The 25105-nt window shown below is 70.3% G+C and carries 29 protein-coding genes, 1 pseudogene and 1 riboswitch; of the genes and pseudogenes, 14 read left to right on the top strand and 16 right to left on the bottom strand.

The window, feature by feature from the left end; genetic code table 11:
• Positions 1-30 precede the first annotated feature (30 nt).
• Entirely contained in the window at positions 31-1323 is a 1293-nt protein-coding gene (locus tag ACH4YL_RS02880; protein ID WP_398504127.1) for an adenosylmethionine--8-amino-7-oxononanoate transaminase, read from the bottom strand.
• Complete coding sequence (gene bioB, locus ACH4YL_RS02875) at positions 1316-2497, bottom strand: biotin synthase BioB (RefSeq protein WP_398504125.1); 1182 nt, start codon at positions 2495-2497, stop codon at positions 1316-1318. Before bioB ends, ACH4YL_RS02880 begins: the two co-directional genes overlap by 8 nt.
• Positions 2498-2642: 145 nt before the next feature.
• Between bioB and ACH4YL_RS02870 the strand changes: the two genes are divergently transcribed.
• Positions 2643-3788: an 8-amino-7-oxononanoate synthase gene (locus tag ACH4YL_RS02870; protein ID WP_398504123.1), complete on the top strand. Its 1146-nt coding sequence runs from the start codon at positions 2643-2645 to the stop codon at positions 3786-3788.
• 10 nt (positions 3789-3798) lie between these two features.
• Here ACH4YL_RS02870 and ACH4YL_RS02865 read toward each other — a convergent pair whose 3' ends face one another.
• Both ACH4YL_RS02865 and ACH4YL_RS02860 read right to left on the bottom strand, forming a co-directional pair.
• Positions 3799-3933 carry a DUF397 domain-containing protein gene (locus ACH4YL_RS02865; RefSeq protein WP_398504121.1) on the bottom strand — a complete coding sequence of 45 codons (135 nt, stop codon included), beginning with the start codon at positions 3931-3933 and terminating at the stop codon, positions 3799-3801.
• Positions 3934-3974: 41 nt separating this feature from the next.
• Complete coding sequence (locus ACH4YL_RS02860) at positions 3975-4877, bottom strand: helix-turn-helix domain-containing protein (RefSeq protein ID WP_398504119.1); 903 nt, start codon at positions 4875-4877, stop codon at positions 3975-3977.
• Positions 4878-5129: 252 nt separating this feature from the next.
• Between ACH4YL_RS02860 and ACH4YL_RS02855 the strand changes: the two genes are divergently transcribed.
• A complete protein-coding gene (locus tag ACH4YL_RS02855) occupies positions 5130-5561 on the top strand; it encodes an ATP-binding protein (RefSeq protein ID WP_398504117.1) in 432 nt (143 codons plus the stop codon).
• On the opposite strand, the gene ACH4YL_RS02850 is transcribed toward ACH4YL_RS02855, so the two are convergent.
• Positions 5562-6488 (bottom strand): LysR family transcriptional regulator, encoded by a 927-nt coding sequence (locus tag ACH4YL_RS02850; protein ID WP_398504116.1) that lies wholly within the window; start codon positions 6486-6488, stop codon positions 5562-5564.
• An 82-nt stretch (positions 6489-6570) separates the two neighbouring features.
• On the opposite strand from ACH4YL_RS02850, the gene ACH4YL_RS02845 reads away from it, so the two are divergent.
• Positions 6571-7200, top strand: a complete 630-nt coding sequence (locus ACH4YL_RS02845) for a LysE family translocator (RefSeq protein WP_398504115.1) — start codon at positions 6571-6573, stop codon at positions 7198-7200.
• Positions 7201-7274: 74 nt separating this feature from the next.
• On the opposite strand, the gene ACH4YL_RS02840 is transcribed toward ACH4YL_RS02845, so the two are convergent.
• The 3 genes from ACH4YL_RS02840 to ACH4YL_RS02830 form a co-directional block, all read right to left on the bottom strand.
• Positions 7275-7748 (bottom strand): C40 family peptidase, encoded by a 474-nt coding sequence (locus tag ACH4YL_RS02840; RefSeq protein WP_398504113.1) that lies wholly within the window; start codon positions 7746-7748, stop codon positions 7275-7277.
• A gap of 3 nt (positions 7749-7751) precedes the next feature.
• Positions 7752-7908: riboswitch (cyclic di-AMP (ydaO/yuaA leader) on the bottom strand.
• Positions 7909-8254: 346 nt separating this feature from the next.
• The gene (locus tag ACH4YL_RS02835; protein WP_398504112.1) at positions 8255-8563 is read right to left on the bottom strand and encodes a hypothetical protein; all 309 of its coding nucleotides are present in this window, start codon (positions 8561-8563) and stop codon (positions 8255-8257) included.
• Between the two features lie 7 nt (positions 8564-8570).
• Positions 8571-9206, bottom strand: coding sequence for an ATP-dependent Clp protease proteolytic subunit (locus tag ACH4YL_RS02830; RefSeq protein WP_398504111.1), 636 nt, complete (start codon positions 9204-9206; stop codon positions 8571-8573).
• 70 nt (positions 9207-9276) lie between these two features.
• Between ACH4YL_RS02830 and ACH4YL_RS02825 the strand changes: the two genes are divergently transcribed.
• Complete coding sequence (locus ACH4YL_RS02825) at positions 9277-9558, top strand: type II toxin-antitoxin system Phd/YefM family antitoxin (protein WP_398504110.1); 282 nt, start codon at positions 9277-9279, stop codon at positions 9556-9558.
• Between the two features lie 133 nt (positions 9559-9691).
• Here the strand turns inward: ACH4YL_RS02825 and ACH4YL_RS02820 are convergent, their stop codons facing one another.
• Positions 9692-10681, bottom strand: a complete 990-nt coding sequence (locus tag ACH4YL_RS02820) for an ABC transporter permease (RefSeq protein WP_398504109.1) — start codon at positions 10679-10681, stop codon at positions 9692-9694.
• A gap of 108 nt (positions 10682-10789) precedes the next feature.
• Here ACH4YL_RS02820 and ACH4YL_RS02815 point away from each other — a divergent pair, with 108 nt between their 5' ends.
• The 8 genes and pseudogenes from ACH4YL_RS02815 (at position 10790) to ACH4YL_RS02780 (ending at position 17886) form a co-directional block, all read left to right on the top strand.
• Positions 10790-11413 carry a TetR/AcrR family transcriptional regulator gene (locus ACH4YL_RS02815; RefSeq protein WP_398504108.1) on the top strand — a complete coding sequence of 208 codons (624 nt, stop codon included), beginning with the start codon at positions 10790-10792 and terminating at the stop codon, positions 11411-11413.
• Positions 11414-11547: 134 nt separating this feature from the next.
• Positions 11548-11850, top strand: coding sequence for an urease subunit gamma (locus tag ACH4YL_RS02810; RefSeq protein WP_398504106.1), 303 nt, complete (start codon positions 11548-11550; stop codon positions 11848-11850).
• A gap of 15 nt (positions 11851-11865) precedes the next feature.
• Positions 11866-12171 (top strand): annotated as a pseudogene (locus ACH4YL_RS02805) (urease subunit beta); the annotation flags it as partial.
• Positions 12172-12289: 118 nt separating this feature from the next.
• On the top strand, positions 12290-14011 hold the full coding sequence (locus ACH4YL_RS02800; protein ID WP_398504104.1) for an urease subunit alpha: 1722 nt from the start codon (positions 12290-12292) through the stop codon (positions 14009-14011).
• Between the two features lie 2 nt (positions 14012-14013).
• A complete protein-coding gene (locus tag ACH4YL_RS02795; protein WP_398504102.1) occupies positions 14014-14718 on the top strand; it encodes an urease accessory protein UreF in 705 nt (234 codons plus the stop codon).
• A gap of 19 nt (positions 14719-14737) precedes the next feature.
• Positions 14738-15415, top strand: a complete 678-nt coding sequence (ureG, locus tag ACH4YL_RS02790; RefSeq protein WP_398504100.1) for an urease accessory protein UreG — start codon at positions 14738-14740, stop codon at positions 15413-15415.
• Positions 15412-16152 carry an urease accessory protein UreD gene (locus ACH4YL_RS02785; protein WP_398504098.1) on the top strand — a complete coding sequence of 247 codons (741 nt, stop codon included), beginning with the start codon at positions 15412-15414 and terminating at the stop codon, positions 16150-16152. Before ureG ends, ACH4YL_RS02785 begins: the two co-directional genes overlap by 4 nt.
• Before the next feature lie 156 nt (positions 16153-16308).
• A complete protein-coding gene (locus ACH4YL_RS02780; RefSeq protein ID WP_398504096.1) occupies positions 16309-17886 on the top strand; it encodes an alpha/beta hydrolase in 1578 nt (525 codons plus the stop codon).
• 75 nt (positions 17887-17961) lie between these two features.
• Here ACH4YL_RS02780 and ACH4YL_RS02775 read toward each other — a convergent pair whose 3' ends face one another.
• The gene (locus tag ACH4YL_RS02775; RefSeq protein ID WP_398504094.1) at positions 17962-18462 is read right to left on the bottom strand and encodes a YbaK/EbsC family protein; all 501 of its coding nucleotides are present in this window, start codon (positions 18460-18462) and stop codon (positions 17962-17964) included.
• A 21-nt stretch (positions 18463-18483) separates the two neighbouring features.
• Positions 18484-19200 (bottom strand): lysophospholipid acyltransferase family protein, encoded by a 717-nt coding sequence (locus ACH4YL_RS02770; protein ID WP_398504092.1) that lies wholly within the window; start codon positions 19198-19200, stop codon positions 18484-18486.
• Positions 19201-19470: 270 nt separating this feature from the next.
• On the opposite strand from ACH4YL_RS02770, the gene ACH4YL_RS02765 reads away from it, so the two are divergent.
• Together ACH4YL_RS02765 and ACH4YL_RS02760 are read left to right on the top strand one after the other, a co-directional pair.
• Positions 19471-19998 carry an ATP-binding protein gene (locus ACH4YL_RS02765; protein WP_398504090.1) on the top strand — a complete coding sequence of 176 codons (528 nt, stop codon included), beginning with the start codon at positions 19471-19473 and terminating at the stop codon, positions 19996-19998.
• A 153-nt stretch (positions 19999-20151) separates the two neighbouring features.
• Positions 20152-20544: an SSI family serine proteinase inhibitor gene (locus ACH4YL_RS02760; RefSeq protein ID WP_398504088.1), complete on the top strand. Its 393-nt coding sequence runs from the start codon at positions 20152-20154 to the stop codon at positions 20542-20544.
• Between the two features lie 15 nt (positions 20545-20559).
• Here ACH4YL_RS02760 and ACH4YL_RS02755 read toward each other — a convergent pair whose 3' ends face one another.
• The 5 genes from ACH4YL_RS02755 to ACH4YL_RS02735 form a co-directional block, all read right to left on the bottom strand.
• The gene (locus tag ACH4YL_RS02755; RefSeq protein WP_398504086.1) at positions 20560-20721 is read right to left on the bottom strand and encodes a hypothetical protein; all 162 of its coding nucleotides are present in this window, start codon (positions 20719-20721) and stop codon (positions 20560-20562) included.
• Between the two features lie 85 nt (positions 20722-20806).
• Entirely contained in the window at positions 20807-21760 is a 954-nt protein-coding gene (locus tag ACH4YL_RS02750; RefSeq protein WP_398504084.1) for a cytochrome c oxidase assembly protein, read from the bottom strand.
• A gap of 109 nt (positions 21761-21869) precedes the next feature.
• Positions 21870-22895, bottom strand: a complete 1026-nt coding sequence (locus ACH4YL_RS02745) for a 6-phosphofructokinase (RefSeq protein WP_398504082.1) — start codon at positions 22893-22895, stop codon at positions 21870-21872.
• Positions 22896-23053: 158 nt separating this feature from the next.
• Positions 23054-23782: a type 1 glutamine amidotransferase gene (locus ACH4YL_RS02740; RefSeq protein ID WP_398504080.1), complete on the bottom strand. Its 729-nt coding sequence runs from the start codon at positions 23780-23782 to the stop codon at positions 23054-23056.
• A gap of 28 nt (positions 23783-23810) precedes the next feature.
• Positions 23811-25049: a MurT ligase domain-containing protein gene (locus ACH4YL_RS02735; RefSeq protein WP_398504078.1), complete on the bottom strand. Its 1239-nt coding sequence runs from the start codon at positions 25047-25049 to the stop codon at positions 23811-23813.
• Positions 25050-25105 lie beyond the last annotated feature (56 nt).

Genomic DNA, 25105 nt, shown 5'->3' with positions numbered 1-25105 from the left:
GGACTGCGCCGCGATCCCGGCGCTCACGCCTCAGCCCGCGCGGGCCGCCGCGCAGACCGCCCCGCACACCCGGGCCAGGTCCTCGTCACCCGTCACATACGGCGGCATCGTGTAGACGAGGTCCCTGAACGGCCGCAGCCACACGCCCGCCCGCACCGCAGCCTCCGTGGCCGCGGCCATGTCCACCTCGTGGTCCAGCTGTACGACGCCGATCCCGCCCAGCACCCGTACGTCCTTCACGCCCGGCAGGCCGGCCGCCTCAGCCAGACCGTCCCGCAGGCCCGCCTCCAGGCGCTTGACCTCCCGCTGCCAGTCCTGCGACAGCAGCAGGTCGATCGAGGCGGCCGCCACCGACGCGGCCAGCGGGTTCCCCATGAACGTGGGGCCGTGAGCCAGCACCGGGACCTCGCCGCGGGAGATCCCGTCCGCCACCCGTGAGGTGCACAGTGTCGCCGCCAGCGTCAGATAGCCGCCGGTCAGCGCCTTTCCCAGGCACATCACATCCGGCGAGACCCCGGCATGTTCCGCGGCGAACAGCGCGCCCGTACGCCCGAACCCGGTCGCGATCTCGTCGAAGACCAGCAGCACGCCGTGCTCGTCGCACGCCTCCCGCAGCACCCGCAGATACTCGGGCTCGTGGAACCGCATGCCGCCCGCACCCTGCACCACCGGCTCCACGATCACCGCGGCCAGCTCGTCCGCGTGCAGCGCCACAAGATCGCGCAGGCCCTGCGCGTACGACTCCTCGAACTCCGCCGGCGGCGCGTCCGCGAAGACCTGCCGCGGCAGCACGCCCGACCACAGCTCGTGCATGCCGCCCTGGGGATCGCACACCGACATCGGCTGCCAGGTGTCGCCGTGATAGCCGCCGCGCCAGGTCAGCAGCCGCTGCTTGGCCGGCCGGCCGACGGAACGCCAGTACTGCAGGCACATCTTCACCGCGACCTCGACCGAGACCGAGCCCGAGTCGCACAGGAAGACATGCCGCAGCGGCTCGGGCGTGATCTCGACGAGGCGCGCGGCCAGTCGGACGGCGGGCTCGTGGGTGAGTCCGCCGAACATCACATGGCTCATCCGGCCCAGCTGGTCATGGGCCGCCTCGTTGAGGACCGGGTGGTTGTAGCCGTGGATCGCCGACCACCAGGACGACATGCCGTCGACCAACTCGCGCTGCCCGTGGACGGTTTCGGCCAGACGCAGCCGTACCCCGGACGCGGACTCCACGACCAGCGGATCGGTACGGCCCGGCATGGGGCCGTACGGATGCCAGACGTGGGCCCGGTCCAGGTCCAGCAGTTCGCCGGAGGTCAGTTGCTCAGGCATTGGGCGCGAGGTCGGTGCCGGCGCCGCGGCGGCGCACGGTGACCAGGTCGGTCCGCGCCGACAGCACCTCGGCGACCGGCTCCTCCGCCACTGCGCCGGACGGCTCGTCCCCGCAGACGGAACCGCAGCCGGAGCCGGAGCCGCCGGAGTGCGACCCGCAGCCGCCGCCCGCCCGGTGCTCCGGCAGGGTCGTCGTGTCCGTGCCCTCCACCTCGAACCCTGCGTCCGCGATCATGTCGAGGTCCGCCTTGCCCTCCTGGCCCTCGGTGGTCAGGTAGTCGCCGAGGAAGATCGAGTTGACCAGGTTCAGCGCGAGCGGCTGCATCGAACGCAGATGGACCTCGCGGCCGCCGGCGAGCCGTACCTCCACGTCCGGGCAGACGAACCGCACCATCGCGAGAATCCGCAGGCAGCGCTGCGGAGTGAGGTGCCACTCCTTGGCCAGCGGCGTGCCCTCGACCGGGATCAGGAAGTTCACCGGGACGGAGTCCGGGTCCAGCGCGCGCAGCGAGAAGACGACGTCGACCAGGTCCTCGTCGCTCTCGCCCATGCCGGCGATCAGCCCGGAGCAGGCGGACAGGCCCGCCGCCTGTGCCTGCTGGACGGTGTCCACCCGGTCCTCGTACGTGTGGGTGGTGGTGATGTCGCCGTAGGTGGCCTCGGACGTGTTGAGGTTGTGGTTGTACGCGTCGGCGCCCGCGGCCCGCAGCCGCTCAGCCTGCCCCTCGGACAGCAGCCCGAGGCAGGCGCACACCTCGACGCCCTCGTTCTGCTCCTTGATCGCCTCGATCGTCTTCGAGACCCGGTCGACGTCCCGGTCGGTGGGACCGCGGCCGCTCGCGACCAGACAGACCCGCTTCGCGCCGCCCGCCACACCGGCGGCCGCGGCCTGCGAGGCCTCGTCCGGCTTCAGCCAGGTGTACTTGAGGATCTCCGCCTTGGACCCGAGCCGCTGGGAGCAGTAGGAGCAGTCCTCGGGACACAGACCGGACTTGAGATTGACGAGATAGTTGAGCTTCACCCGGCGCCCGAACCATTGGCGGCGCACCTTGCCGGCCGCGGCCACCACCTCGAGCAGATCGTCGTCGGAGGTCGCCAGTACGGCGAGCGCCTCTTCACGGCTCGGCAGTTCTCGCCGCAGCCCCTTGTCCACCAGCGTGTTCAGCAGGTCCATGGCGCCGATCCTGACGTACGGCACACGCCATATCCAAGGCCGATCCCCACAACAGAGTGTCTTTGAGGTGTGTGTATGGCCACATCCGCTCCTCGAGTGTCCCCGGTTAGGGTCTGTCCGCTGCCTACAAAAGGACCGGTTCACCATGCCCCAGGATCCTTTCGACTGGATCGACGACGAGTCGTGCCGCCGAGAGCGCGCGGGCCTCGTCCGTACGCTCCGGCCGCGCGCCGCTGACTCCGAGCTGCTGGATCTCGCCGGGAACGACTACCTGGGCCTGACCCGCCGCCCGGAAATCACCGGCGCGGCCGCCGAAGCGGCCCGCCGCTGGGGCGGGGGAGCCACCGGCTCCCGGCTGGTCACGGGCAGCACCGCGCTCCACGCAGAACTGGAAAGGGAGCTCGCCGACTTCTGTGGATTCGAGGCGGCTCTGGTCCTTTCGTCCGGCTATGCCGCCAACCTCGCCGCCGTCACCGCGCTGAGCGCCCGGGGTTCGCTGATCCTCTCGGACGCGGGCAATCACGCCTCGATCGTGGACGGCTGCCGGCTCTCCCGCGCGGAGACGGCGATCGTCCCGCACGCGGATGTCGAGGCCGTACGCAAGACCCTCGACGCACATCCCGGACGCCGCGCTCTCGCGGTCACCGACTCGGTCTTCTCGGTGGACGGCGACGCGGCGCCGCTGGCCGCGCTCGCGGACGCCTGCCGCGACCATGGCGCGGCGCTGCTCGTCGACGACGCGCACGGGCTCGGCGTACTCGGCGACGGCGGCCGTGGAGCCCTGAACGCCGCCGGTCTCGCGGGCGGCGCGGGCGTCGTCGCCACCGTCACCCTGTCCAAGTCGCTGGGCAGCCAGGGCGGCGCGATCCTCGGCCCGGCGCGGGTGGTGGAACATCTGGTCAACACCGCGCGCACCTTCATCTTCGACACCGGTCTCGCGCCGGCCGCGGCGGGAGCGGCGCTGGCTGCGCTGCGGCTGCTGCGGAGCGAACCGGAGCTTGCCGGCCGGGCGCGTACGGTCGCCACGACCCTGCACCGTCGGCTGACGGCGGCGGGCCTGACGGCCGCACGTCCCGACGCGGCCGTGGTCTCCGTGCAGGCTCCGTCTCCGGAGGCCGCCGTGCGGTGGGCCGCCGACTGCCGGGCCGCCGGGCTTGTCGTCGGGTGTTTCCGTCCGCCTTCGGTGCCGGACGGCATCTCACGGATCAGGCTGACGGCCCGGGCCGATCTGACGGATCAGCAGCTGGACACCGCGATCGCCACGATCGTCCGGGCCGCGCCTGTCGACTGACGGTGTTGTCTTAGCCGACGCTCTCCGCCTGGACCGCGGTCAGGAACCGGGACCAGGCCTGGTGCGAGAAGTGCAGGGCATCGCGCGCGATGTCCTTGGAATCCCTGATGGCGAGTGTGGCGTCGGACAGTGTGGCCGCTTCCACGCAGTTGTTCATTCCGACACTGCGGCTGCTGCGCCGCCACGCTAAGTGGTGGTCGTGGGCGAGGGAATCGGACATGGGGGGCCTCCCTGTGCGCCGTGAATCATCCCGGCGATGAGATCCAATGAATCCGCCGGTGACAGCGCACGCGCCTGCATCGTCGCGAAGGCGGCGCTGTACACCTCGAGGTCTTCTCTCCGCTCGAGGTAGAGGCTACTCGTCAAATGGTCGAGAACGACCACATCCAGATCAGAACTGTTCGGAAAGGAGAAGATAACGAAAGGACCTGTGAGCCCGGCATAGCCGCCGACCGTGAACGGCATCACCTGGAGCCGTACATGGGGGAGTTGTGCCGATTCCGCCAGCGCGCGCAACTGCTCCCGCATCACCCCGCCACCGCCGACCTCCCGCCGGAGCGCCGACTCGTCCAGCACCGCACTCAGCTTCAGAGGGTTCTCGGTCCGCAGTACCTCCTGACGGGCGATCCGTACCTCCACCAGTGAGTTGACGGTCGCCGCCGGCAAGTCGTCGAGAGCCGCTCGCGTCACCGCCCGCGCGTAGTCCGGCGTCTGGAGCAGACCGGGCACGACCGAGGTCTCCAGCGTGCGTACCGCACAGGCCTGGGTCTCCAGGCTGATGAAGTCGCGGTACTCGGGCGGGAGCAGCCCGCGGTAGGCGTGCCACCAGCCACTGCCGGCACCGTCCGCAGCACCCGCCAAGGTCTCGAGCAGCGTGCGCAGTTGCGGATCGGCCACTCCGTACACGTCCAGCAGCAGACTGACGTCCTCGGTCCTGACGCCGCTGGTGCCGGTCTCGATACGGCTCACCTTCGACTGGTGCCAGCCGGCCAGCAGTCCGGCGTTGCGGCTGGTGAGACCTGCGGCCAGGCGCAGCTTGCGAAGCTCCTCGCCCAGCTTGCGGCGGCGAACCGCGGGACCGTGCTGCATCGGGGCGTCCTTTCGTGCAGTCTGTACATTCCACTCTTCCGCCCCGCGGTCAACGCGTGAGTGGCCGTCCAAATCCGGTCTCGCGTAGCAGAGTTCACCGCTTCGAGCGACAGATATATGCATATCTTGGTGGATCGCCACCGCCGCGGGCACGATGAGTGGCACTCTGGCGCGAAGCGCAATCCGTGGCCGCCAGCGCATCATCCGCTACGAGTCGGTGCCCGGCCGCGGTGGGAAAGGGACAGCGTCGCCATGGCAGACCTCCAGGAAGCCTCCGTCACTCTGCCGAGCGATCCCGCCTCGGTGTCCGCGGCCCGCACATACGCCACACACGTCGTCTCCGAGTGGGGACTGGCGGTCGAGACCGAAGCGGTCGACACGGTACGGCTGATCGTCTCGGAACTCGCCACCAACGCCGTCCAGCACACCTTCGGCCAGTCGCCCACCTTCACCGTCGACCTCCGTCTCGAGCGCGACGAGGAACTGCGCATCGGCGTGACCGACAGCCATCCACGCTGGCCGCAGCGGCTGCCCGCCGCCGTCCGCCAGGACAACGGCCGCGGCATGGTCATCATCCGCAGCCTCACCGCCGAATGCGGCGGACACCTCTCGGTCACCCCGACCCCGGAGGGCGGCAAGACCGTCTGGATCGCCCTCCCGTGGACCGCACCGATCCAGAACTGATCACGGCTCGCCGGTCCGGCCGGCCGCGCGGCCGAACGTGCCGCGCAGCAGAGCCCGCAGCGACTCAGCCGCCGGAGCCGACTCCTCGCCCCGGTGGGCCACCGAGATCGTCCGTCGAAAGGCCGCCGGCTCCAACTGCCGTACGCCGAGCGGCGTCACGGACATCGCGGAGACCATCTCCGGCACCACGGCCACTCCGATGCCCGCGCTGACCAGCGCGCACACCAGCGCGTAGCCCGGCGACTCGCACACCACGGCCGGCGTCACACCGGCCCGCGCCAGCGCACCCTCCACACCCTTGCGGGGTGGATGCGACGGTGCGCTGCTGATCAGCGGCTGACCCGCGAGCTCGGCCACCGGCAGCCGCCCCGAGCCGCCCGCCAGCGCATGACCGGGCGCGGTCACCAGCACCAACTCCTCCACCAGCAGCGGCTCCACCACCACACCGGCAGGCGGCGGCGCCGGCTCGGCGGGTTCGTACGCATGCGTCAGCGCCAGATCCACCTCGCCGGCGGCCACCGCCAGGACCCCGTCCGGCGGCTCGTACTCCGCGACGGCCAGCTCGACATCCGGATGTGCCCGGCGGAACGCGCTCAGGACTGGCGGCAGCAGATGGATTCCGACGGTGGTGAAGGTGCCGACTCTGAGCCGTCCGCCGGACAGGCCCGCCAGCCGGGCCAGTTCATGCCGCGCCTGGTCCATCTCGTCCAGCACCCGGCGGGCGCGCGCCGCGAGCAGCTCGCCCGCGGCCGTCAGCCGGGCTCCGCGGTGGTGCCGCACCAGCAGTGCGGCTCCGGCCTCGCGCTCCAGCTTGGCCAGCTGCTGGGAGAGCGCGGGCGGGGTGTAGCCGAGCCGGGCGGCGGCGCGGGTGATCGAACCGGCCTCGGCGACCGCCACCAGCGCCGCCAGCCGTGTCGGGTCGTACATGCCACCCCTTAAGCATCGCTTTAGGCAGACCAAGGAAACTATAAGTACATGCTAAGGCCTGATCCGGTGCACGATGGCAGGCATGGACGCACAACTGGTCGCCTTCACCGGGGTCGCCGCCGGCATGGTCGCCATGCCCGGCGCGGACTTCACCGTCGTCGTGCGCAATGCGCTCGCCTCCCGGCGCGCGGGCGTGGCCTGCGCGATCGGAGTCGCCGGGGGACTGCTGGTGCATACGGCGCTGGCGGTGGCCGGTCTGGCGGCCGTCCTGATCGCGGTGCCGGTGCTCTTCCGTACGCTCCAGATCCTCGGCGGCGCCTATGTCCTGTATCTCGGCGTACGGGCGGTGCGGGCGGCGCTGCGTCCGCAGCCCGCGGTGGCGGACGCGGACGGCGAGACGGCCGACGGGATGCGCCGCGGACTGCGGCAGGGCTTCCTCACCAATGTCCTCAACCCGAAGGCGCCGGTGCTCTTTCTCAGTCTTCTGCCGCAGTTCGTGCCGGACGGCGCGCCGGTCCTGCCGCGCACCCTGCTGCTGGCCACGATCGTCGTCGCGCTCGCGCTGGTGTGGTTTCCGCTGGTGGCGCTGCTCGTGGACCGGCTCGGTACGTGGCTGCGCCGACCGCGCACCACGCGCGCGGTGGAGGGCGTCACCGGCGGCGCGCTGACGGCGCTGGGAGCCACGCTGCTCGTCCAGCCGCTGACGCACTGACACGGTGCGCTGATCGCCGAGGTGGTGACGGGCGATCAGCGCACGGTCAGCCGTGCTTCGTCAGCCGCCGGGCGTCATCGCACCCGGCCGTACCAGACGCTCTTGGTCCAGATCTTCTCCAGCTTCACCCAGGAGCCGGTCTTCGGCGAGTGCCAGACCCGCCCGCTGCCGGCGTAGATCCCCACGTGGTACACGCTGCTCCCGGAGTGGAAGAAGACGAGGTCTCCGACCTGCCGCGAAGAGGCCGAGATATGACGGGTCTTGTTGTACTGCTGCTGGGCCGTACGAGGGAGCTTCTTGCCCGCCTTCTTGTACGAGTAGAGCGTGAGCCCCGAGCAGTCGAAGCGGGACGGACCTGCCGCGCCGTACTTGTACGGCGCTCCCTTCTTGGACGCGGCCACCTTGAGCGCATTGGCCGCATGGAGGGTGGCCGCGTGTGCCTCTGAGGCGCCGGGCGCCAGCATGGTGCCGCCGACGGCGGCGAGGGTCAGGACCGATACGGCGCCTGCCCGGCTCTTCAGAAACGGGACGTGAATCTGCGCACTCATGCGCAACCCTTCGTCAGCCGCCTGTGAAGGATGACCTGTCGGGTTCGGGCGGACGAAGATGCCCGGCCGCGGAGAGCGGCTTCACCCCGAGGGACGGCCGGACCTTCCGGCTGTCCCGTGTTGCTCGGGTCCTCCACTCCTGCCGAAGCACTTCTGTCGACCAGGCATCCGGGCGGCGGCAGGACTCGGCGTCCGCCCGGACCGCCCCGCCGAGATGACGGGGGCTTGTCGTCCCAGGGATCTTGACCCACGCCATGCCCGATTTCCGAGTCGAAACGGCGATATGTGAGGTTGAACACCACTCACCTGTTCGGGTGGACAGGGCTGGCTTCCGGACCGGAGCCGGACGCCTGAGGAGCCCCGCACCAGCACCGGAATGAGTCATTCCGCCAAATCGGTAGTCATGATGCGCAAGTTGTGCGTAGGCACCAATGGGACGGTAACTCCACCGAATGGGGGAGCTTTTTCGGTACCCGTTCGGCGGTTGACGGATAGGCAATGGACCGTCAACTCGTCGAAGCGGGCGGGACGGTGACCCGGCCGGCCCGGCGTTCGCCGTCGAGCACCCTCAGGGCCTGGGTCAGCGTCGCCGCATGCACCTCGCTCTCGCCGCGCTGGTGCATCAGCGTCAGCGCGTCCCTCAGCGCGGTCGCCCGGCCGACCAGAGCCTGGGCGGCGCGCAGCGCGCCGTAGGTGTGTGTCGAGCGGGCCGGATTGATCCGCCCCAGCAGGTCGACGACTTCGAGATAGCTGTCGATGAGCTCGCCCTCGGCACGGGTCAGCGCGGGCAGCGGCGGGATGTCGGGCGGCAGCACGGCGCGGTCACCGCGAACCGTTGGCGGAGAGCGAGGTCTTGCGGTTGTTGATGACGTGGTCCACCAGGCCGTACTCCTGGGCGGCGGCGGCGTCGAAGAACGTGTCGCGCTCCAGGTCGGCCGCGATCTGCTCCGCGCTCTGGCCGGTGTGGCGTACCAGCATCCCGGCGAGTTGGGCCCGCAGCCGCAGCAGCTCCGCTGCCTGGATGGCCAGATCGGACGGCTGACCCTGCACCGGCTCGTCGAACGCGGGTTGCTGGACCACGATCCGCGCCCCGGGCAGCGCCATCCGCTTGCCCGGAGTGCCGGCGGCGAGCAGCAGCGCGGCGGTGGACGCGGCCTGGCCGAGGCAGGTCGTCTCCACGTCGCAGGTGACGACCTGCATCGTGTCGTAGATCGCGGACATGGCGCTGAGCGAGCCGCCGGGGGAGTTGATGTACAGCGAGATGTCCCGGTCGGGCGCGGCGTATTCGAGATGCAGGAACTGGGCGATCACATCGTTGGCGGCGGTGTCGTCGACGACCGTGCCGAGGAAGACGATCCGCTCTTCGAGCAGCTTCGAGTACGGATCGAGGGTGCGGGTTCCCTGGCTGGTGCGCTCGGTGAACTGGGGCAGGACATAGCGGGCTGACGGGCGGTCCATGACGTACCTCTCCTCGGGCAGGCGTCTCTGTAAAAAATGTACAGGACGTACAGGCCGTAAGATGGCGAGCATGGCCTACGAGATTCCGGTGACGCAAGCCCGCGCAGAGCTCGCCGAACTGATCAACCGCGTCGTCTACGGCGGCGAACGTGTCGTCGTGACCCGGCACGGCAAGCCGCTCGTGGCGCTGGTGTCCGCCGCTGACCTGGAACGACTCGAGCAGGATCGGCAGCCGGACGAGGAGCAGGTGATCAGCTCGGTCTCCGCGCTCGGCTCGTCCGCGTCCGCTGCCGGCGAACGAGGCAGCTTCGGTCTGACCGCTGAGCACCGCCGCCCGGGCTCGCGCGGCTGACGATCGCCGCCAGGGCCCCAGGCCCCGTCAGCCGGGCGCGGGCACCCATGCCCCAGGCCCATCGGCCGGGGCACAGCAAAAGGCCGCGCGCCCCCGTCCGCTACAGCGGGGGCACGCGGCCGGTCCGAGAGGTTCAACCCACCGGTACGAGCCTGTCTTCCCGGTGTTCGGCGGGAGTTGCACGCTGTGCGCCGCGCCGGCCGGCCGCCAGCACCGCCGCCAGCCCCAGCGCGGCCCAGAGCGAGACCGTGAGGACCGCCGCACCCGCGCCGTTGCCGCCGAAGTACGCCACCGAGCGAAGCAGTGTCGCGCCCGCGCCCGGCGGCAGCCACTGGCCGATCATGCCGACCGGTTCGGGCAGCAGTTCCGGCGCGCTCGCGGCGCCCGAGAACGGGTTGCCGAGCAGCACCATCAGCAGTCCGCCCAGGGCGAGTCCACGGGTGCCGAGCAGTGCGCCGAGTCCGGCCATGCCCGCGCCGACGGCGAGCACGGTCAGCCCCAGCACGCCGGCCTCCGCCCACCAGTTGCCGGTGAGCACACCGAGCCAGCTGTGGGCGAGCGCGGCCGAGGTCAGTCCGACCACGATCGCGGCGCCGGTCAGGGCCGCCGCCGCCCGGCCTCCGCGCAGGCCGAGCAGCGTCACGATTGATCCGGCCGCGACCCCGGCCAGCGCCAGCGGCAGGATGCTCGAGCCCAGCGCGCTGCCGCGCGGATCCCCGGCGGGCGTCGCCACGACATCGCTGACCTTCACCGCCGTCCCGTCCGGAGCCTGTGCGGTGACGGCCTGGGTGAGGAGCTGGGCCACCACCGGGCTGCCCGCGGAAGCGGTCAGCAGCTGCGGACCCTGCGGAGTGACGACCACCGCTCCGTATACGACCCGGTCCTTGATCGCGGTGCGAGCGGCGGTCTCGTCGTCGTAGCGGTGAACGTCGAAGGCCCCTTCGCGCTCCTCGAGTCGCTGTTCGACCTGAGCGGCCGCGGCCGCCGGGCCCGCGACGCCGACCGGCAGTTCACGCGGCGCGGTTCGGGAGGCCGGCCAGGCGAAGGCCCACAGCGCCAGCGCCGCCAGAGCGGGGATCAGGACCATCACCGCGACCGTGCGGCGAGTGGGTGTGGCGGACATGGGGGCCCCTCGATTCAAAGAGAAGGATCGTTCGTTTTATCTCCTGGCGTCACTGTCCCTCCGAGGCTCGTCCTTGTCAAGAATGAATGTTCGTTTTAGTTTTCTTCCATGGCCCGCGTATCCCAGGAACACCTCGACGCACGCCGCCGGCAGATCCTCGACGGCGCCGCCCGCTGCTTCGCCCGCAACGGCTTCCACGCCACATCGATGCAGGACGTCCTGCGTGAGGCGGGCCTGTCGGCCGGCGCGGTCTACCGCTACTTCCGCAGCAAGGAAGAGCTGGTGTCGGCCATCGCGGAGGGGGCGTTCAGCGGGATCCGCGAGGCCTTCGACGACGCGGCCCGGACGACTCCGCCGCCGACTCCCGACGTACTGCTCGGCCGTGTCCTGCGCAGGGTGCTCGCGGAGCAATTGCCCGGCGGGGACGACAGGGCCTTCGCGCGGCTGGTCCTGCAGGTGTGGACCGAGACGCTGCGCAATGAGGAACTGCGCGCGATCCTCGACGAGGGCTACGGCGGGATGCGCCTGGCCTGGGCGAAGCTCGTGGACGCCTACCGCGACAACGGCCTGATGGGCGCGGACGACGTGGAGGCGGACCAGGTGGCGCGCACGCTCATCGCGGCGGTGCAGGGCTTCATCGCTCAGCAGGCGCTCTTCGGCGATGTGAGCGTCGAGGTCCTGGAGAACGGGCTCCGGGCGCTCATGTCGATGCAGTTGCCCGAGGCTCGTTAACGCAATGGAAAAACTCTCTTACTAACGTGACGCCTCCGGGGGCCGCGGAGATCATCCACGTCAACGGAATGTTGATCTCCGGAAGTGTCGCGCTCCGTCCGTGAGCGGTTACAACGAACGGTGAGGTGGGCGGGTTGCAACTCTCCCCGCACGAGCAGGAACGACTCCTGATCCATGTGGCGGCAGACGTGGCGGAGAAGCGCCGCGCGCGCGGACTGAGGCTGAACCATCCCGAGGCGGTAGCGCTGATCACCTCCCACATCCTCGAGGGCGCGAGGGACGGACGCACCGTCGCCGAGCTCATGGCGTCCGGCCGCAAGGTCCTCGACCGCGCCGATGTCATGGACGGCATCCCGGAGATGATCCACGACGTCCAGGTCGAGGCCACCTTCCCGGACGGCACCAAGCTCGTCACCGTCCATGACCCGATCGTCTGAGGGGGAGGGCCGCCGATGATTCCCGGAGAGATCCTGTTCGCCGATGAGCGCGTCCGCCTCAACGAGGGGCGGGAGGTCACCCGGCTGACCGTGCTCAACGCAGCCGACCGGCCCGTCCAGGTCGGCTCGCACTACCACTTTGCCGAGGCCAACCCCGGCCTGGACTTCGACCGCGCGGCGGCCCACGGCAAGCGGCTGCACATCGCTGCGGGCACGGCCGTGCGCTTCGAGCCCGGCATCCCCGTGGACGTCGAACTCGTCCCCTTCACCGGCCGGCGCGTCATCGCGGGCCTCCGTGGACAGACAGGGGGCGCGCTCGATGTGAGCGACGCACGCGAGGCCGCCGTGCCGCAGACGTCCGACGAGCCGCACGTGCGCCGAGCGGGCGGAGATGGGGGCACCTCCCAGGCGTCAGCTCTGGGGGAGAACGGAGTAGAAGGTGCCTGAGCTGCGTCGTGCCGTGTACGCCGATCTCTTCGGCCCCACCACCGGTGACCGGGTCCGGCTCGCCGACACCGATCTGCTCGTCGAGATCGAGGAGGACCGTTGTGGCGGGCCCGGACTCGCGGGCGACGAGGCCGTGTTCGGCGGCGGCAAGGTGATCCGCGAGTCGATGGGCCAGTCCCGTACGACGCGCGCCGAAGGCGCACCGGACACCGTCGTCACCGGCGCCCTGATCATCGACCACTGGGGCATCGTCAAGGCCGACATCGGGATCCGCGACGGCCGGATCACCGGCATCGGCAAGGCCGGCAACCCCGACACCATGGACGGCGTCCACCCCGATCTGGTCATCGGCCCCGAGACCGAAGTCATCTCCGGCAACGGAAAGATCGTCACCGCGGGCGCGATCGACGCGCATGTCCACTTCATCTCGCCGACCATCGTCGACCAGGCGCTCGCAACCGGCGTCACCACCCTCGTCGGCGGCGGCACCGGACCCGCCGAGGGGACCAAGGCCACCACCATCACGCCGGGCCCCTGGCACCTTGCCCGGATGTTCGAGGCGCTGGACTCCTTCCCGGTCAACATCGGCCTGCTCGGCAAGGGCAACACGATGTCCCGCGAGGCCATGCACTCCCAACTCCGCGGCGGGGCGCTCGGGTTCAAGATTCATGAGGACTGGGGTGCGACACCCGCAGTCATCGACGCCTGTCTGAGCGTCTGCGACGAGACCGGAGTCCAGCTCGCCCTCCACACGGACACCCTGAACGAGGCCGGCTTCGTCCAGGACACCCTCGCCGCCATCGCGGGCCGCACCATCCACGCGTACCACACCGAGGGTGCGGGCGGCGGGCACGCGCCGGACATCATCACCGTGGTCGGCGAGCCGCACATACTGCCCAGCTCGACCAACCCGACCCGGCCGCACACCGTCAACACCATCGAGGAACACCTCGACATGCTGATGGTCTGCCACCACCTGAACCCCGCCGTGCCCGAGGACCTCGCCTTCGCCGAGTCCCGGATCCGGCCCTCCACCATCGCGGCCGAGGACATCCTGCACGACCTCGGCGCGATCTCGATCATCTCCTCCGACTCGCAGGCCATGGGCCGCATCGGTGAAGTGATCATGCGCACCTGGCAGACGGCGCATGTGATGAAGAAGCGCCGCGGCGCACTGCCCGGAGACGGCCGCGCCGACAACCACCGTGCTCGTCGCTATGTCGCCAAATACACCATCAACCCGGCGGTCGCGCAGGGCCTCGACCAGGAGATCGGCTCGGTCGAGACCGGCAAGCTGGCGGATCTGGTGCTCTGGGACCCGGCCTTCTTCGGCGTCAAGCCGCAGCTCGTGATCAAGGGCGGTCAGATCGCCTATGCGCAGATGGGCGACGCCAACGCGTCCATCCCGACGCCGCAGCCGGTGATGCCGCGGCCGATGTTCGGCGCGATCGGCAAGGCCCCGGCGGCGAACTCGGTCAACTTCGTCGCCGAGGCGGCGATCGAGGACGATCTGCCCGAACGCCTCGGCCTGGGCAAGAAGTACGTGCCGATCACCAGCACGCGGCGGGTCACCAAGGCGGACATGCGGCAGAACGACGCGCTGCCGCGGGTGGAGGTCGACGCGGACACCTTCACGGTGTCGATCGACGGCGAACCGGTCGAACCGGCTCCCGCGGCCGAACTGCCCATGGCCCAGCGCTACTTCCTGTTCTGACCATGGACACCCGCACTGTCACCGGCGACAGCCGCCCCGGCCCGGCAGGGCGGGCCGCGCTGCTCGTTCTCGCCGACGGCCGGTTCCCCGCCGGCGGCCACGCACACTCCGGCGGCGCCGAACCGGCCGTCAAGGCGGGCCGGATCCGCAACGCCCGGGACCTGGAGGCCTTCTCCCGCGGCCGGCTGCACACCACCGGCCTGACCTCGGCGGCCCTGGCCGCAGCAGCCGCCGCCGGTATCGACCCGCTGCGTCTCGACGAAGCCGCCGACGCCCGCACCCCGTCGCCCGCACTGCGGGCCGCCGCCCGCCGGCTCGGCCGGCAGATGATGCGCGCAGCCCGCGCCACCTGGCCGAGCGCCGAGCTCGCCGCGCTCGCGGCGGCCCGTCCACGCGGTGCTCATCAGCCGGTCGTGCTCGGGCTCGCCGCCCGCTCCGCCGGACTGGGCCCCGAGGACGCCGCGCACTGCGTCGCGTACGAAACGGTCAGCGGCCCGGCCACCGCCGCCGTACGACTGCTCAGCCTGGACCCCTTCGAGGCCACCGCCGTCCTCGCCCGGCTCACACCCGACATGGACCGTGTCGCCGAGCAGGCCGCGGCGGCGGCGCACCAGGGAATCGGCGCGCTGCCCGCCGCGTCTGCGCCGCTGCTCGACATCACCGCCGAACAGCACGCGGCCTGGCCCGTACGCCTCTTCGCCTCGTAGGACATCAAGGAGCCGCACCATGCACCTCGACCACAGTCACGACTCTCCCGCCGCCCTCAGCGCCGACGCCGTGCGGCCCGACGGCACCCGGCGCGCCCTGCGGATCGGCCTCGGCGGACCGGTCGGCTCCGGCAAGACCGCGACCGTCGCCGCGCTCTGCCGAGAACTCCGCGACCAGCTGTCCATCGCCGTCGTCACCAATGACATCTACACCCGCGAGGACGCGGAGTTCCTGCTCAGGAACGCCGTACTGCCGCCCGAGCGCATCCAGGCCGTCGAGACCGGAGCCTGCCCGCACACCGCGATCCGCGACGACATCTCCGCCAACCTCGAAGCGGTCGAGGACCTGGAGGAGACCGTCGGCCCGCTCGATCTGATCCTCGTCGAGTCGGGTGGCGACAACCTCACCGCGACGTTCTCCAAGGGCCTGGTCGACGCCCAGATCTTTGTGATCGACGTCGCCGGCGGCGACGACATCCCGCGCAAGGGCGGACCCGGCGTCACAGCCGCCGATCTGCTCGTCATCAACAAGACCGACCTCGCGCCGCATGTCGGCTCGGACCTCGGCCGGATGGCCCGCGACGCCAAGGAGCAGCGCGGTGAACTCCCCGTCGCCTTCACCTCGCTGAAGAGCGCGGACGGCGTCGGTCCCGTCGTCGGCTGGGTGCGTACGCAGCTCGCCGCCTGGACCGCATGAGCATCCGGGCCACCGCGCGCATCGTCGCCACCCGGGACGGGCTGCCGGTGCTGGACGGCGACGGCCCGCTCGCGGTGCGCCGGACCCGGGCCGCCGGACCGTACCAGCGCGTCACTGTGGTCGGGGCGATGAGCGCGCCGCTCGGCGGTGACCGGCTCGCCATCGAGGCGGAGGTGCGCGATGGCGCCCGCCTCGACGTCGACTCCGCGGCCGCCACCATCGCGCTGCCCGGACGGACACGCGAACAGGCCCACTACGACGTGCGGTTGGCGGTCGGCGACGACGCCGAGCTGCGCTGGCTGCCCGAACAGCTCATCTCCGCCCGCGGCAGCGATCTGCGGATGCGCACACAGGTCGAACTCGCCGCCACGGCACGCCTGGTGCTGCGCGAGGAACAGATCCTCGGCCGGTACGGCGAAGAGCCCGGCACCCTGACCACGCGCCTCACCGTCCACCGCGCCGGCCGTCCGCTCCTCGACCAGGAGCTCGCTTACGGCCCCGGCGCATCCGGCGGCTGGGACGGCGGAGCGGTACTCGGCGGGCACCGGGCGGTGGGCCAACTCCTCATCGTCGACCCGGCGTTCACCGACAAACCGGCAGAACCGAGACTGATCGGCGAGACCGCCGCACTGACTCCGCTCGCCGGTCCGGCCGTGCTGCTCACCGCCGTCGCCCCCGACGCACGTCAACTGCGGCTGCTGCTGGACGAGGTACTCGAGGCCGAACTGCCCGTCTGAGCACGGCCGTCGGCCCGGCACATTCGCGTACCGCTCAGCGGGACTTCACGCACCGGTTATTGGTTCGGTAAAGAAACACCAGTACGCCCTGTCCCCGCCCGCCCCACAGACGAAAGGATCCCCCGGAGTACTCGACTACAGAAGGGGGAGTTCTACGTGAGACGTACCGCAGCGCTCGGCTCGGCCGGCGCTCTGATCGCGGGAACCCTCATAACGGGGGCGATTGCGGCTCCGGCGGCCAACGCCGAAAGCCGCCAGAGCGGTTGGTCCGAGGCGCGCGGCGCTCAGATCGCCGCCGAGCGGGCCGCCAAGAAGGGCATCGACTGGGCGGACTGTCCGGCGGACTGGGGCATCGCCAAGCCCATCCAGTGCGGCTGGGTGACCGTTCCGCTCGACTACGCGAGGCCGGGCGGCAAGCAGATCAAGCTCGCCGTCGACCGGATCGGCAACACCGGCACCCCGGCCGAGCGCCAGGGCGCGCTGATCTACAACCCGGGCGGCCCCGGCGGCTCGGGCCTGCGCTTCCCGACCCGCGTCACCAACAAGAACCCGCTGTGGGTCAACACGTCCAAGGCGTACGACTTCGTGGGCTTCGACCCGCGGGGCGTCGGGCACTCCAGCCCGATCTCCTGCATCGACCCGCAGGAGTTCGTCAAGGCGCCCAAGGCCGACCCGGTGCCCGACAGCGAGGCCGACAAGCGCGCACAGCGCAAGCTGGCCGCGGAGTACGCCGACGGCTGCGCCGAGCGCAGCGGCTGGATGCTGCCGCACATGACCACGCCGAACACCGCGCGCGACCTGGATGTCATCCGGGCCGCACTCGGCGAGAAGAAGCTCAACTTCCTGGGCGTCTCCTACGGCACCTACATCGGCGCCGTCTACGCGACCCTCTTCCCGGGCCATGTGCGCCGGATGATCGTCGACAGCGTGGTCAACCCGTCGCGCGAGAAGATCTGGTACGAGGCCAACCTCGACCAGGACGTGGCCTTCCAGATGCGCTGGGACGACTGGAAGGAGTGGGTCGCCAAGAACGACGCGACCTTCCACATCGGCAACACGCCGGAGAAGGTCGAGCAGCAGTGGCTCAAACTGCGCGCCACCGCCAAGAAGGCCCCGCTCGGCGGGGTCGTCGGCCCGGCCGAGCTGGTCAACTTCTTCCAGAGTGCGCCGTACTACGACTCCGCCTGGGTGCCCGTCGCCCAGATCCTGAGCAAGTACGTCGCCGGTGACACCCAGGCACTGGTCGACGCCGCGGCGCCCGACCCGTCCGACACCGCGGGCAACATCGCCTCGGAGAACGGCAACGCCGTCTACACGGCCGTCGAGTGCGCGGACGCCAAGTGGCCCACCAGCTGGAAGAAGTGGGACCGGGACAACACCCGGCTCCACGCGCAGTACCCCTTCATGACATGGGCGAACGCCTGGCTGAACCTGCCGTGCGCCACATGGCAGTCCAAGCAGCACACGCCGGTGAACGTGAAGACGGGCAGGGGCCTGCCGCCAGTGCTCATCGTGCAGGCGACGCGTGACGCCGCCACACCGTTCGAGGGCGCCGTCGAGCTGCACAAGCGGCTCAAGGGCTCGCGTCTGATCGTCGAGAAGGACGCCGGATCGCACGGTGTGACCGGCCTGGTCAACCCGTGCATCAACGAGCGGGTGGACGCCTACCTGCTCAGCGGCAAGCTGGACGGCAGCGATGTGACGTGCACTCCGCACGCCACGCCTAAGCCGTAAGGCACAGCGGTACGGGGGAGGGGCGGCCGGTCACGGCCGCCCCTCCTTCGCGTTGCGCACCAGGCGCTCGGGCCTTCAGCCGGCGATGTCCGCCGTACGGGGCTCGGCGATCGCGACATAGTCCGCCGTGCGCAGCGCCAGCGAACGGTCCAGCCGCGCCGCGTTGAAGAAGATCTCCTCATGGACCAACAGGCCCGGATCCACGACCAGTTCGAGCTCGGCGTCGAAGGAGAACGGCAGGATCGTGCCGCTCACACTGCGCGCCAGACGCTCCGCGACCTCCGCCGTGGCGAATCCCGCATAAGTGCCGCCCAGCAGCGTCTTCACCGCGCCGAGGTCCAGCCGGCGATCTCCCGGCACCACCGCCAGCACGTACCGCTTCTGCTTCTTGCCGATCTTCACCATCACCACGATGCACTTGGCCGCCTGCGCCAGTGTGTTGCCGCGCAGCGCGCTGACCGCCTCGGTCGCGCCCTGCTCCGCGTGCTCGATGACCCGGTAGCCGGCACCGCGTTCATCCAGCAGCCCGATCAACTTGGCGTAGGTGTCGTGCTGTTCGCTCACGTTGCTTCCCATCCCGCTGTCCACGTCTCGCTCTCAGCCTCTGCGCCACGGGAGCTTCTTCCGCGTCTTCGGCGCTTCCAGCTCCGCCTTGACCTCGGCGGCGTACCGGTCCACGTACTCCTGGCCGGACAGCTCCAGGATCGCGTACATGATCTCGTCGGTGATCGCGCGGATCGCCGCCTTCTCGTTCTCCATGCCCGCGTAGCGCGAGAACTCCATCGGCTCGCCGAACCGTACGGTGACCCGCTTGATCTTCGGCAGCACCTGCCCGGGCGGCTGGATCTCGAAGGTCCCCACCATCGCGCACGGCACCACCGGCGCCTGCGCCTTGAGCGCCATCACCGCGACGCCCACCTTGCCCTTGTAGAGCCGCCCGTCGTGCGACCGCGTGCCTTCCGGGTAGATGCCCAGCAACTCGCCCTTGCTCAGCACTCCGAGGCCCTCGCGGATCGCTGCCTGACCGGCCTCCTTGCCGGAGCGGTCGACGGGGATCTGGCCCGCGCTGTGGAAGAACGCCGCCGTCATCCGGCCCTTGAGGCCGGGACCCGTGAAGTACTCGGCCTTGGCCAGGAAGGTGATGCGCCGCTTGATGATGGCGGGCATCAGGAAGTGGTCCGAGAACGACAGGTGATTGCCGGCGACGATCGCTGCGCCCTCCGCCGGGATGTGCTCAAGTCCTTCGATCCTGGGCCGGAACAGCAACCGCAGCAGCGGCCCCAGAATGACGTATTTGAGCACGTAATAGAACACTTCAGGGTGCTCCTCACTCGGTCCTGATCGGGATCGGGGCTGCGTTGTGCCAGGTCAGTCGGCATCTTGGGGACGGTCAGTTTATGTGCCCGGATCGTCATCCGTAACCGTGCGCGCCGGGACTCGCGGTCTGCTCCGGTCGGGCGATGTGTTGCGGTTGTGACGGCCCGAGGCCACTCTGGTCAGTGACCCAGAAGCGACAGCAGCTCACTCTTCGCACTCGGGGGTCACAGCGAAAGATGGGCCTGGTCACGGTGAGGAGTCACGGTCATGCACGTTCAGGCCGCCTGCCGCTACACCTTGGAAGTGCAGGCATCCACAGAGCGGATCCCTCAGATCCGGCGGATTCTCGCAGCACATCTTCGCCACTGGAGCCTTGAGCAGCACATCACGCCCGTCTGCCGAGCCGTGGACGAACTCGTCGGCAACGTCGTCCAGCACGTCGAGGGCGACAAGACCTGTGTGGTGGAGCTGCGCTGGACCGGACGGCACCTGATCGCGTCCGTGTCGGACAACGACCGCAGCATGCCGCGGCTGACCAGTTCCTGCCCGTCCAAGGGCGGACTCGCCACCGTCGCGGTCCTCAGCGACAGCTGGGGGACCTGCGGCACCGCCACCGGCAAGGTGATCTGGTTCAGCCGCCGGGTGAAGCAGGCCGAGCGCCTCCTGCGGGCCGCTCCGTCGCCGCTGCCGCCCGTGCCCGAGTTCAAGCCGCTGCCCGCCTTGCGGCCCGTTCCGCAGGACAGCGACCGCGACATCGCGCGGACCCCGCGTCGGGAGCCGGTGGCCGTCGGCTGACGCTGGAGCGACGGCCCGGGGCCGGACGGGCGAACCAGCTCGCCCGTCCGCGCGACCGGGCCCGCGCGGTTCCTTGCCGTCGCCACGGCGGAACGGTGCTCTGGGCTCTCACGGGCCGACCGTGCGTCGGTCCCCGAGTACCTGGAGCACCGGATGCACCGCAGCGTCCCTCTTGTCGCCGCCGCCCTGATCTCCCTCGCCACGGCTCTTCCCGCCCACGCCGTGGCCGCCGAGCCCGCCCCGGCGAAGGGTCTTTTCCTGACCCTGTCCGGCGCCGAAGGCGCCTGGATGCGAGGAGTGCGGCTGAACTGCGCACCCCAGCCGGACGGGCCGCATCCGGAAGCGGCGGCCGCCTGTGAGGCGCTCGCCGCCGCCGGGGGCGACCCGGACAAGCTGCAGGGCGATCCGCATCCGTGCACCAAGCGGTTCGACCCGGTCACGGTCGGCGCCACGGGTTCGTACCAGGGCCGGGCGACGGCGTGGAACAAGACCTACGCCAACGCGTGCGAACTCGACGCGGCGACGGGTGCGGTCTTCCGTTTCTAGGCCCTGTCCGGCCGATCAGGTGTTGCCGCGCGAGGCGATCACCCCGATCGTCAGCAGACCGAGCACCACCCAGCCGAACCAGAGCCAGCCATTGCTGCCTAGTGCCGCCGTATAGGCAGTCACGACCACCAGGGTCGAGACGGTGAGCACTCCCATGGTCTTCGTGGAACCGGACATGTGCGCCCTCCTCCGGACGACCGCGGCCGCCAAGGCCATGGTCACCCGTGAGGAGGGCTTCGCGCTACTGCCCGTCTACGACCCCCTACCTTCCGCGTGCCTGGAGCGAGGCGAGATACGCGTTGTACGCCTCGAGCTCCTTGTCGCCGTCCCGGTCCGCGGCCCGGTCCAGGCGCTTCGCCTGCCGCTGCTCGGAGCGGTACCACTGGAAGACGAGAGCGACCAGCACGATCACCGACGGGATCTCGCTGAACGCCCAGGCGATGCCGCCCGCCGCGGTCTGGTCGGTCAGCGCGTCGATCCCCAGCGAGGCCGGCGGATTCTCGTACGCCTTGATCATCGGCTCGGTCGCCATCATCAGTGCGATGCCGAAGAAGGCGTGGAACGGCATGCCCGCGAAGAGCTCCAGCATCCGCATCACATAGCCGGGCCGGTGCGGGCCCGGGTCCACGCCCATGATCGGCCAGAAGAACACCAGGCCCACCGCGAGGAAGTGCACCATCATCGCCACATGCCCGGTCTTGGACCCCATCAGGAAGTCGAAGAGCGGCGTGAAGTAGAGCGCGTAGAGGCTCGCGATGAAGAGCGGGATGGTGAAGGCCGGATGCGTCACGATCTTCATGTAGCGGCTGTGCAGCAGCGCGAGCAGCAGCTCCCTGGGCCCCTTGCTGCCACGCCGCGCGGCGACCGGCAGCGCCCGCAGCGCCAGCGTCACGGGGGCGCCGAGCAGCAGCACGATCGGCGACAGCATGCTGATCACCATGTGCTGCACCATGTGCACGCTGAACATGACCATGCCGTAGTCGTTCAGCTTGGTGCACATCACCAGCGCCACGCTGAGCACGCCGAGCGTGAAGAAGACGATCCGGCTGACGGGCCAGCTGTCGCCGCGCCTGCGCAGCCGCACCACACCCCAGCCGTACAGGCCGAGCGACACCAGGCAGCCGACGAGGAAGAAGGGGTCCGGCGAGAGCTCCAGGCCCCGTCCCAGCGTGAACGGCGGCAGATCCATCGTCATGCCGTGCCCGCTGTGATCCATCTGTGTACTCCTGGAGCGTCCTGATTCGCGCTTGTTGTCCGGACCAGACTAGAACTGCCCCCGGCCGCTGCTGCGACCGGGGGCAGTTCGTTCAGTTATGCACCAATTCTCAGAGTACGCACTCGGCTTCCGCGTACCGCTCGGCCGGGACGGTCTTCAGCGTCTCCACGGCCTTCGCCAGCGGCACCATGGTGATGTCCGTGCCGCGCAGCGCGGTCATCATGCCGAACTCGCCGCGGTGCGCGGCCTCCACCGCGTGCCAGCCGAAGCGGGTCGCGAGGACACGGTCGTACGCGGTCGGTGTGCCACCGCGCTGGACATGTCCCAGGATCACCGGACGGGCCTCCTTGCCGAGGCGCTCCTCCAGCTCGATCGACAGCTGCCGGGCCACGCCCGCGAAACGCTGGTGGCCGTAGACGTCCTTGCCGCCCTCGTCCCACTCCATCGAGCCCTCACGCGGCTTGGCACCCTCGGCGACCACGACGATCGCGAACTTCTTGCCGGCCGAGAACCGCTCTCCGACGCGCTCGGTCAGCTCGCGGATGTCGAACGGCCGCTCCGGCACGACGATGGCGTGCGCACCGGCGGCCATGCCGGAGTGCAGCGCGATCCAGCCGGTGTGCCGGCCCATGACCTCGACGATCAGCACGCGCTGGTGCGACTCGGCGGTGGTCTTCAGACGGTCGAGCGCCTCGGTCGCGACGCCGACGGCGGTGTCGAAGCCGAAGGTCACATCGGTCGACGCGATGTCGTTGTCGATGGTCTTCGGCACGCCGACGATCGGCAGCCCGCCCTCGGAGAGCAGGTTGGCCGCCTTCAGCGTGCCCTCGCCGCCGATCGGGATGACCGCGTCCAGGCCGAGGTCGGCGACATGGCCCTTGGCCCGCTCCACGCCGTCGCGCAGATGCTCGGGCCGGACCCGGGAGGAGCCGAGGATGGTGCCGCCACGGGCCAGGATGCCGCCTACCGCGTCAAGATCGAGCTTGCGGTAGTCGCACTCCAGAAGGCCTTTCCAGCCGTCGTGGAAGCCGATGACCTCGTCGCCGTGGTCGACGACGGCGCGGTGCACGACCGAGCGGATGACGGCGTTCAGACCGGGGCAGTCGCCGCCGGAGGTGAGCACACCAATGCGCATTTGCCCGAGATACCTTTGCAACGTGGGCGGACTCCCGGACCACGTCGTCCGGTTGGAATCCCCGCCACCCTACCGGCGCAGGGCGGCGGGAACCGAACCGGGCGTCCGACTGATGGACATGTGTCAGGTTTCTGTCAGGTCCGGTCGGTGCGCTTCCGTCAGGCGGGCTGGGTCGCGGCCGCGATGCGCTCCGAGCGCAGCGCCTCGTACCACCGGTCGTCCGTCGGCGGCAGCGCGTTCACATCGAGGGCCAGCTTCAGCAGCAGATCCGCGATCTGCGGATTGCGCGCCATGACCGGGCCGTGCATATAGGTGCCGAAGACGGTGTCGTTGTATGCGCCTTCGGTGCCGTCGCCCGTGCCGTTGCCCCGGCCGAGGATGGTGCGCGCGAACGGCCGGGCGCTCGGGCCGAGGTGCGTGATGCCCTGGTGGTTCTCGAAGCCGGTCAGCTGCGGCAGGCCCAACTGCGGGTCGATGTCGGCCAGTACGTCGCCCACGCACCGCTCGCCCTCGCCGCGCGTGGAGACCACGTCGATCAGGCCGAGGCCCTGCTCGCGCTCGCCGAGGTCGTTGATGAACTCGTGGCCGAGGATCTGGTACCCGGCGCAGACCGAGAAGATGATCGCGCCGTTGGAAGCGGCCCGGGAGAGTCCGCCGTCGCGGCGCAGCCGCTCGGCCGCCAGCCGCTGGGGCCGGTCCTCGCCGCCGCCGATCAGATAGATGTCGCCGGAGGTCGGCACCGGCTGGTCACTGCGCACGTCCATACGCAGCACGTCCAGGCGGCGCTGCCGGGCCCGGCGCTCCACGACGAGGGCGTTGCCCTGGTCGCCGTAGGTGGAGAGCAGGTCCGGGTAGACCCAGACCAGACGCAGGCTGTTGTCGCTCATGCTCATGTCCTTTTCGTCGGTCCCCTGGTCAGTTGCCGACGCGGCGGCGCAGGTCCTGGAAGGCGGTGTAGTTGGCGATCGCCTCGATCCGGCCGGGCGGAGCCAGTTGGACGGCCTCGTCGGCGGACTCGCACACCCGGAAGTCCAGGCCGGCCACTTCGAGGCGGACGGCGAGGTCCAGCTTGCGGTCGCCGATGACGAAGATCGGGTGGCCGGCGAGCCGGGTGTAGTCGACGTCCCAGAGCCAGGAGGTGTCCGTGCCGTCCGCGCCGCGGGCGTTGACGGAGAGGATGACCGGGGTCGGCGGCGGGTCGATCAGCGAGAACGTCTCCAGCCAGCCGGCCGGGTTCTTCGCCAGCAGCAGCCGAAGATCGCGGCCGAGGAAGCTGACCACGTCGTAGCGGCCGGCGACGGCCTGCACCTGGTACATGCGCTCCAGCGCGACCTGCGGCGGCACACCGAAGCAGGCGGCGACCGCGGCGGAGGTCGCGGCGTTCGCCTTGTTGGCGCGGCCGGGCAGCTGGAGATGGATCGGCCAGGCGGAACCGTGCGGGTCGAGCACATGGTCGCCGCTGAGCACCCAGCTCGGAGCGGGACGGCGGAAGCCGCACTCGCCGCAGAACCAGTCGTCGCCGGGGCGCTGCATCACACCGCCGCAGGACGGGCAGGACCAGGCGTCGTCCTTCCACTCCTGGCCCGCAGCCACCCAGACGACATTGGGGGAGGAGGAGGCGGCCCAGACGATCAAGGGGTCGTCGGCGTTGGCGATGACCATGGCCTTCGTACCGGCCAGGCCCTCGCGCCACTTCTCGGCCAGCATCCGCGTCTCGGCGGCGCGGTCCAGCTGGTCGCGCGAGAGATTGAGCAGCGCGATCGCCTTCGGCGTCACATCGCGCGCGACGCCGGCCAGGTACTTCTCGTCGACCTCGATCACACCGAACTTGGCGTCGGAGCCGCCGGCCAGCGCGGAGGTGATGCCCGCGGGCATGTTGGCGCCGAGCGCGTTGGAGACGACGGGGCCACTGGCCCGCAGAGCCTCGGCGATCAGCCGGGTCGTGGTGGTCTTGCCGTTCGTCGCCGACACGAGGATCACGTCCAGGTGCTGCGCCAGCCGCCCCAGCAGGTCGGGGTCGAGCTTGAGCGCGACCCGGCCGCCGATAACCGAACCGCTGCCGCGTCCGGCTGCGCGCGACACCGCGGCGGCGGCTTTGCCTGCCGTCACTGCGAGCTTGGCGCGCGGCGTCAGTGGCTCCGAGTTGCCTGACATCGTCCTTGATCCTCCTTGCATCGGTCCGGCCCAGCCTATCCAGGTCCGGGCGGACG

This window comes from Streptomyces sp. NPDC020681 (genome assembly GCF_044334895.1).
GTDB lineage: Bacteria > Actinomycetota > Actinomycetes > Streptomycetales > Streptomycetaceae > Streptomyces.
This window is presented reverse-complemented; position numbering and strand designations above follow the sequence as displayed.